Origin of the sequence: Microcoleus sp. S28C3, from assembly GCF_036700785.1 — a bacterium.
GTDB lineage: Bacteria > Cyanobacteriota > Cyanobacteriia > Cyanobacteriales > Microcoleaceae > Microcoleus > Microcoleus asticus.
The window spans coordinates 1-8,235 of record NZ_JAUBPO010000180.1 but is presented as its reverse complement, the minus strand read 5'-3'; the positions used below and the strand labels follow the sequence as shown (position 1 = coordinate 8,235).

The 8,235-nt window shown below is 43.8% G+C and carries 8 protein-coding genes; 3 read left to right on the top strand and 5 right to left on the bottom strand.

The annotated features are described in order from the left end of the window. Positions 1-47: 47 nt before the first annotated feature. The 4 genes from QUA13_RS30525 to QUA13_RS30510 form a co-directional block, all read right to left on the bottom strand. On the bottom strand, positions 48-695 hold the full coding sequence (locus tag QUA13_RS30525; protein WP_333204597.1) for an HNH endonuclease: 648 nt from the start codon (positions 693-695) through the stop codon (positions 48-50). An 11-nt stretch (positions 696-706) separates the two neighbouring features. Beyond that, complete coding sequence (locus tag QUA13_RS30520; protein WP_333204595.1) at positions 707-1,876, bottom strand: DNA cytosine methyltransferase; 1,170 nt, start codon at positions 1,874-1,876, stop codon at positions 707-709. 570 nt (positions 1,877-2,446) lie between these two features. Further along, positions 2,447-4,192, bottom strand: coding sequence for a hypothetical protein (locus QUA13_RS30515; RefSeq protein ID WP_333204593.1), 1,746 nt, complete (start codon positions 4,190-4,192; stop codon positions 2,447-2,449). A 252-nt stretch (positions 4,193-4,444) separates the two neighbouring features. Further along, a complete protein-coding gene (locus tag QUA13_RS30510; RefSeq protein WP_333204591.1) occupies positions 4,445-5,290 on the bottom strand; it encodes an SMP-30/gluconolactonase/LRE family protein in 846 nt (281 codons plus the stop codon). Position 5,291: 1 nt separating this feature from the next. On the opposite strand from QUA13_RS30510, the gene QUA13_RS30505 reads away from it, so the two are divergent. From QUA13_RS30505 to QUA13_RS30495, 3 genes are all read left to right on the top strand, one after another. Beyond that, positions 5,292-5,591: a hypothetical protein gene (locus tag QUA13_RS30505; RefSeq protein WP_333204589.1), complete on the top strand. Its 300-nt coding sequence runs from the start codon at positions 5,292-5,294 to the stop codon at positions 5,589-5,591. Between the two features lie 104 nt (positions 5,592-5,695). Continuing rightward, the gene (locus QUA13_RS30500; protein ID WP_333204587.1) at positions 5,696-6,898 is read left to right on the top strand and encodes a hypothetical protein; all 1,203 of its coding nucleotides are present in this window, start codon (positions 5,696-5,698) and stop codon (positions 6,896-6,898) included. A 432-nt stretch (positions 6,899-7,330) separates the two neighbouring features. After that, positions 7,331-7,993 carry a peptidylprolyl isomerase gene (locus tag QUA13_RS30495; protein ID WP_333204585.1) on the top strand — a complete coding sequence of 221 codons (663 nt, stop codon included), beginning with the start codon at positions 7,331-7,333 and terminating at the stop codon, positions 7,991-7,993. Positions 7,994-8,007: 14 nt separating this feature from the next. Here QUA13_RS30495 and QUA13_RS30490 read toward each other — a convergent pair. After that, on the bottom strand, positions 8,008-8,235 hold a 228-nt coding region (locus QUA13_RS30490), incomplete at its 5' end, for a hypothetical protein (RefSeq protein ID WP_333204583.1).

Here is an 8,235-nt window from a genome sequence, read left to right as displayed (position 1 = left end):
TCTACTGTCATATCACACTATGATAAACACTTCTCTCTAATAGTAACTTACTCGATCCTTTCCTTCAGGGCACTACCAAACGCTGTATCTTGAGTACGAGCAAGACACAAACCATTATGAGGATTAAGCCGATGATCTATGTAACTACCCCAGGGTAGTATATGACTTGCAACCAAAAGTTCGGGAATTGGATTACCAGTAATGCAGCAACGGCTGTTGTAGTTAGCTAGAACAGTTTGACGAAAAAAATTCTGTCCTATTCTAGCTTTTACAGTGACTGTTGCTTCGGTTGAACCAGTTGGCTGACTTCTCGGTGTTTTAATTGGTATAGAGTTATTGAATTTTCGCTGGTTAGGTAGTTCATACTCTTCTGGTATTAGGTTTTTAAATAGTTCTTGAAACCGTTCTTCACTTTCAACCCCAAGTTCTTCCCAATTGTTATAAAACTCTTGCCAAATTTCTCTGTCGGCTTTACTCGCATTGCGAAGACCTTGAACACCTCTGGCTTGTAAGATAGGATCGAGTGAAGCTAAATTACATAGCTTCATAGTTAGGCTGCTTGGTGTTCTTCCTAACTTGTTAGCAACTTCAATAATAATGGGTGTTTTTTCATCTAGCTTTCCAAACGGAAGCTTGCAGTATAAATTCATTGCAATAATTAGTTCATCTCGTAACCAACGCTTACCTACAGCCATTTTTTCCTACCTTAACTATGTAAAACTATCATCTCAGCTAAAAGAGGTGGTACAGAATTCCCAACTAGCTCAAACATTTTCGTCATAGGTGCATCAAATACAAAATGATCTGGGAAACTTTGAAGTCTAGCAGCCTCTCTTACAGAGATACTTCTGGTTTGTCTTGGATGGATATAGGCTAAACAATCTTTCTGCATATGTGCCGTTAGTGTCCATGAGGGTTTATCCCAGTGTAAGCGTTTATACTTGTCCTCAAAACTCAGAGCGCTGTAGCGTTTTAATTCATCAGGAATATTTTTATATATACCCCCTTGAGGCATGATGCTAAAGATATGCAAATCTTTATCATTATGCGATCGACACATATGATTCATTACCGTATCACAAGATTGAGTTCTCATTAGCTTTTGATACTCGGATTTAGGCAAAGAATGGTAAGCTTCAGGAACGTCTATTTGCTTGGGTGCAGTGCTTTTCCTCTTCAAAGGTAGACTTATAGGCTTTAATTCTGGTAAATCTCCAATTGCTTCCCCGACAGAGACAGGAGAACTTGTATTCACATCGGGAAACTCGAAAGTTAGATTCGTATCTTTACGCCTACCCACAATAAATAAGCGTTTGCGGATTTGAGGGACACCGTAATCAGAAGCAGTGAGAATTTGATGGCTAAGATTATAGCCTGGATAATCCTTTCTTTTTCTATCTAATCCCTTTTGTAAATCTTTTGTAAAAGTAGGAAATATCCAGTGATTGAGGAGATAATTTACATTTTTAATTACAAAAAACAGAGGCTTATAATATTGAACTACTCTAATAAATTTTTTATACAAAAAATTTTTAGCGTCACTTTTGATATGTTTTCCTAAAGACTTCATTTTACCTTTGCCTACTACTGAAAATACTTGGCAGGGTGGCCCCCCAATTAAAATATCAATTTGTCCCGGCTTCAACTTCAGCTTACTCAAATCAGTAATAGATTCGATAGACTGAGCATCACGCATCAGTTCACAGTTAGGAAAGTTTCTATGATGCGTTCTTATAGCATGAGGATTTTTATCAATTCCCCCTAAAATTTCACACCCAGCATTCTGAAAGCCTAAGCTCATCCCACCTGCACCGCAAAAAATATCGAGTACAGTAGGCGATTTTATATTTTGTGTTTTTGGTGTAACTTCTAGCATTATCGATAAAAAAATACGCGCGATTTAAATATTTTACATTCATTAGTAGCTGTTAGATCATAAATATTAAAATATGTATTTCCTATTGAATATTGATCTCATAGAACAATCTCTTTTTCAAGAGATCAAGATATTTAGAAAACAGTGATAGCAACTATACAATTATTTCCTGCCTATTCGCCCTCTCTCCAAAACCCATCAAACACCGCTGACACCGGCCATCAACCGACAAAGCCGGAACCTTAAACCTCGCCCCACAGTTGGGACATTCCAACAGCAAGCATAACTGATGCCGAGCCTGCTTCGCAGGAACTTCGCTAACACACCCCGTCACCGTCTTAAACTGCCACTCAATCTTATGACAAGGCGACTCAGAATAACAAGCCCCACACAACCGAATCGGTTCCTGTTTCATCCCCCCCAGCAGGCGGTAACATTTGCACTAACAGAATAATTAGGATTTTCTAACCATTCTAATTCATGTTTGATATCTTCCCCATCCCCTAATTGACTTTTTTTTGAGTTCCCATGCTCTTGCTGGTAAAGCAGATGATTTGGATCTGCTTCGCCTTAATTCCCGGTCAATTTCACAATACAAGACGCATCCAAAACCACTAGAATTTCATTTTGAAAAACAGCACAACTTGTCATTGCTGGAGCTAAGGCGGGAATTTTTCCTTGTTTGAGAGAAAGCATCGCCTGCGGTGTCGCATCAAAATCATCGATCCAGCCGTACTCCTCTACATACTGAAGAGTCAACGCATTGCGATCGATCATCCAAAAATCAACTCCATATTGATTAATAAAATTTTGCAATACAGCTCGATCTGGCGTGTATTGAGCGCGAATTAAATCGCTAACTCGCTGCCTAAATCGGCTGTAGTAGCCTCTCTGATAAGGCACTGCATATTCTTTTGCCACCCAAACCGAACGCTGACTAAATGTTGGCAAAGTATCAGTCTCTGCCGCGATGGAAGCAATCAATATATCTTTAGGCTGTTGCTGAAAAAATTTGTACAAACCCGGCATTTTACCTTCGGTATACCCGACTGTGGGGAATTTTTTGACCGAGCAGGGATAAAGGACAACGCCGATAGCGATTGTCGCTGTCGTAATTAGTGCAACTAAATTTTTAAAATGAAATGTTGTTGCGGTTTTTGATGCCCAATGACCGACTCCATCGATAATTAAAGTTATGGCGACCGCACTTATCAACCCAACAATAAATCGCAAGCTGTAGGCAGTATAGCGACCTGGTTGATACAATTTAAAAATGGTAGCGTGAGCTGCAAAAAACATCGCCGAGGATGCTAAGAATAGCTGAAGCAAAAGCCAGATTTTGCTTTGAATCTGATTTGCTAAAGGAAAAGCCGATCGCAAAAACAGCAGCAGCGGAAATAACAGGCCGACACAGTGAGTTACAGGCGTAAACAGCGACTTGGGAAACATCCCGCTGCCCCGCCCTGTCAACCAATAATCTACCGGATTTGGACGAAAAAAAGCATTTCTGCCGTCAGGTGCAAATTCGCCCATTTGCTTCGCTTCTGCTGCGGTATAAGTTGGGCCAAATTCAGAGTTATCTAAGGCATAGGGCAGCATTAGTAAAAAGATTACTCCCAAACCAGCAGTGCAAAATAGGTAATTAGTACGATCGCCCGACAAGCGCAAACCGCCATTTTCCCAGCATAGCAGGCACAAAACTAAAATTCCGGCAGCAACCAAGGCGTAAGGAGGATAGAATAGTCCGATTAGCGCGATCGCCCCTAAACAAGGCAGCAACGAACTGCGCGACAAATAATATAAAAAAGCAAGGAATATCGGATAGATAAAAGCTCTTGGCGTTGTGGAAGCCAAATCGTCTGTCATCCACATATGCTGATTTAGCAGCAAAGATGCAATAAATCCAGTCATCGGCACTGGCAGCATTTCTAGACACAAGCCAAAACAGTAATAAGTGGAGATTAAGCCGAGAAATAGCGGCAATATTTTGTGAAATAATAGCGGGTGAATGCCAACTGTTGCGGCTAATTTGTAGAGCGTGCTGTATCCTGCGGGAGCGACTGATTGAAAGTAATTAGCAATGAAATCGTTGGGGAATAATTCAGGATCGACAAACCGCATCATCCAGAAAACGTGCTGCCTCGCATCGTCTTGCACCATATACTCGGCACTGAAGACTTGCTTGAGTCCTAAAATTGCATAAACTGCGGCAAATGTCAAGCTCAGAGTCAACCAAAATATTGTGTGCGATCGGGATTTTTCATCCACAGTCGCAGTCAGAAATTTATGCAAGCGGGCTATGAACATCGCAGTCATTCGATTTTAGATTTTAGATTTGAGATTTTGGATTGACCCCACGGATCAATTCGGGGGCTTGAGGATTTTAGATTTGAGATTTTGGATTGATTCCACGGATCGATCACGTGGCGGGTACCATCAAAAAATTCTTGGTCAAAAAATGTCTTAAATAAAAGTTCGCAGCAGCGCTTAAGAACTACTACAAACAAATACTTTATATGAGATTCGCCTGCAAAGACCACTTTACTTTCAACTTCGCCCGATTTTAGATTATTTTCCAGGCCGCACGCCCGCAATTTTAAGGCGAATCCGATACAGACTTGTATTTGCGGTAATGTAAAGCGTTTTGCGATCGCTTTCTCCCCAAGCCAAATTAGTCGCCGTCTCAGGCACAGGAATCTTCCCCAAAAGCTTACCATCCGGCGAAAAAATCCACACTCCCCCCGGCCCGGTGCTGTAAACATTCCCCTCTACATCCAGTTTTAGACCGTCGGGAACTCCGCCTTGACTGGCATCTTTTAACTCCGCAAAAAGCTGCTGGTTGGTAACAGTTCCGTCCGGCTTGACATCGAAAACGGCAATGTATCCAGCTTCCGAATTGTTAACATAAAGTTTTTGCTCGTCTGGCGAAAAGGCGATGCCATTCGGCAGCACCAAATCTTTAACCTGCAGAGTTAATTTTCCGTCGGGTGCCAGCCTGTAAACACCGTAAAAACCCAATTCTTCCTGATCTTTACTAACACCGTAGGACGGATCGGTAAAATAAATGCTGCCGTCGGATTTAACAACCAAATCGTTCGGACTGTTGAGCCGCTTGCCCTCGTATCTATCCGCCAAGGTGATAACTTTGCCGTCCTTTTCTGTGCGCGATACGCGGCGATTTTCGTGTTCGGCAGTAAGTAAGCGGTTTTCTTTGTCTAAAGTATTCCCGTTGGCTTTTCCCGAAGGGCGGCGAAATACCTCAACTTGCTGATTTGATGCGAATTTATAGATAATATTGGCGGGAATATCGCTGAACAGCAAAAAGCCGTCGGGATGCCAAATCGGGCCTTCTATAAATTGGAATTCGCCAGCTAGTTTTTCTAATTTGGCGCTGTCATCGAGAATATCTTGCACGGTGTTTTTTTTCTCCTTGTTTTGCGTTTGGGCGGTCAATCTTGTAGATTTTGATGTTGATTTATTGGGCGAGTTGCTGTCAGGGAAAAGTTTTAAAAAAGGATTTTTGGAAAGCGTGTTGCTGAATGCTAGACTCAAAAGTATAAACGAGAGGATGATAGTAGCAATTTTGGCGGTCATGTTTGCCTTGTTAATTGCATTGATAGAGAGCGGTAGTGAAATAGATCGTACCGCATCAATCTTACATTTATATAAAAAATACAAAAGTGTGGCTAGTTTAAACAGAGCGCAGCACGGATAACATAGTATAGCAATGTCATTTAAATTAGCGATCGCCATCTGCTGACATTCCTGAAGTTGTCACAACCGCGCCACCATTTGATCCATTTGCAAATTGCCCATAAGTTGAATCAACTCTCCACACCAGACAGCGCTTGGGCTGGCGATATTGCCCGTCACGCGGCTATCGGGGGCGATCGAGAATTAGCAGCGTCTAGCGCCTTCTGTGCCGCCGAACGCTGCCTGAAATTGTTTGCCTACGCGGAAGCATCAGAATTAGCTCAGCTTGGGATCGAGCAGTGTCAAGGACTTGACGATCGCACTCGCATTCAATTGCATTCAAAATTGCTGCGGGTTAGCGCGATCGCAGGCGTTACGGGCGATCGAGTTTCTCAACTCGACAGCGATGTGTACCGCTTAATCCATGAAGCAAATGCTCTCCGTTTAGAAGAAGCAGAAGCCACGGGACTTGAGGCCTTGGTGATCCTCCATTTCGATCGCAGCAACTTCGCTAACGTCCACCAACACTCGCTGCGGGCAGCAGAGGTAAGTCGGGCATCCAGTCCAGTTACTGCCGTGCGATTGCTGGTATATAGCGGGTCTTGCTTGGCGGAAATTGGACGGGAAATGACGCGGGCAGAAGCATTGTTGCTGGAGGCACAGTCCCTGGCGGGGAGAGTTGGCGCTACAAACATCGGAATTCCCCAAGGGTTGGGTGCCGTACAGCGCCATCACGGGAACTATGCGGAAGCGCGAACTCTGTTGCAACAGGCGTGGCGATTGGCCCAGGCCCAGCAGGATCGCTGGTGCGAGTGTTATAACCTCAGCTATTTGGCGATGACGGAACTGGAAGCGGGCGATCCGGCGGCGGCCTTGCCTTATTGTCAGGAAATGGCGATCGTCGGAGCCAAAATCAAAGGCGAAGGCAGTGAAGGTGCGATCGCCCAGGCACTTTTAGCTTTAGCAAACTATCAGCTTCAGCAAATTGGAGCCGATGCTGCTTTGGAGCGAGCGATCGCGACTTTGCAACAGGTGGATGCCAAACGGATGCTGTCTTATGTGCTGATTGGGGCGGCTCAAGTGGATTTAGAGTGCGATCGACCTCTTTTGGCAACAGCCCGCGCTGAAGCTGCTTTAGAAGCTGCTCAGACGGTCGATCATCCCAGCGAGATTGCTCTGGCTTGGGCGATTTTGATTCAGGGTGCTTTAGCTTTGGGCGAGCGAGAAGGGGCGACTGCGCGGTTTGAATCGCTGCGCGATCGCATCGATCGCACCGCGCTGAGTTTCCGCGCCCGCACTGCTGTCGATCGGGCGATCGAACAGATTTAGTCATTAGTCATTAGTTATTAGTCATTAGTCATTAGTTATTAGTCATCAGTCATTAGTCATTGGTGATTGGTTATTAGAACAAACAAATAACAAATAACCAACAGTCAACAGCCAACAGTCAAAAGTCAACAGTCATTACTAATTAACAATACTTCGGACAGTTTTTTAACGGCCCTGTAAGCCTTACAGAGAAAGCCCTGCCATTTTTAACGCATTTTAGGAAACTTAGGGCTGGACTTAAACCTTGAAATAATAGTCCACCATATAGCCAGTCTGGGTTTCGGACACTCGATAATATATAAAACTGTCCGAAGTATTGTAATTAAGAGGAATTAATTATGTCTCTCATCAAAGTTGAAACAACGACCGATCGACCCATAACCGCAGAAATGTTAGCTGATCTGCGAGTTTTGGATTGTCTTGGGGCAAGAAATGCCAAGTGGTGCTACTCTTTACTATCAGCCGATCGCCCCCATCGATTGCACCCCTGAAGAAATCGCGAATGCCCGCCAGCAGTTCTACGAACAAAATCAACTGATAGACGAAACCACACAACAGATTTGGCTAAAACAGCACGGGATGAGTCGGGAAATTTTAGAGACTGTTTTCATTCCAAGGCTGCTCAAAATTGAGAAATTTAAACACCAAACTTGGCATCACAAACTAGAGTCATATTTTCTGCAACGCAAGCGATCGCTAGATCGAGTCATTTATTCTTTGATTCGGGTTAAAGAGACAGAAATTGCGCGAGAACTGTATTTTCGGATTCAAGAAAAAGAGCAATCCTTTGCCGAACTGGCGCGCGAGTATTCCCAAGGCCCTGAAGCTCAAGTGAATGGGATTCTTGGCCCGGCGGAACTCGGCACAATCCACCCCAATTTGGCGCATCTGTTGGCGGTAAGCGGGCCCGGTCAGCTTTGGCATCCTATCCGTATAGAAGAATGGCTGGTAATTGTCAGATTAGAAAGATTGATTCCGGCGCAGTTCGATGTAGCCATGCGTCAAGGTTTGCTCCGCGAACTGTTTCAAAATTGGGTGCAAGAACAGATGCGTGAAGTCAATTCCGGTAACACCGGAATGATTGTTGACTGTTGACTGTTGACTGTTGGTTATTTGTTTGTTCTAATAACCAATAACCAATGACTAATGACTAATGACTGATATAGCAATCCTAAATCATTTGTGTAATTCTTGTAGGGGCAAACCCCCCGTGGTTGCCCCGCTTTGGCCGGGGTAGGCACTCTTGGCACTACCCCTACATATAGCAATCCTAAATGATTTTCTATATCTAGAGCAATCCTAAATGATTTTCTGTGTGTAAGTATATTGACGTATTT

Bases quoted from the DNA above. Each gene is read 5' to 3' on its own strand.
- QUA13_RS30525 (WP_333204597.1), bottom strand. From the start codon at position 695: ATGGCTGTAGGTAAGCGTTGGTTACGAGATGAACTAATTATTGCAATG.
- QUA13_RS30520 (WP_333204595.1), bottom strand. From the start codon at position 1,876: ATGCTAGAAGTTACACCAAAAACACAAAATATAAAATCGCCTACTGTA.
- QUA13_RS30515 (WP_333204593.1), bottom strand. From the start codon at position 4,192: ATGACTGCGATGTTCATAGCCCGCTTGCATAAATTTCTGACTGCGACT.
- QUA13_RS30495 (WP_333204585.1), top strand. From the start codon at position 7,331: ATGCCAAGTGGTGCTACTCTTTACTATCAGCCGATCGCCCCCATCGAT.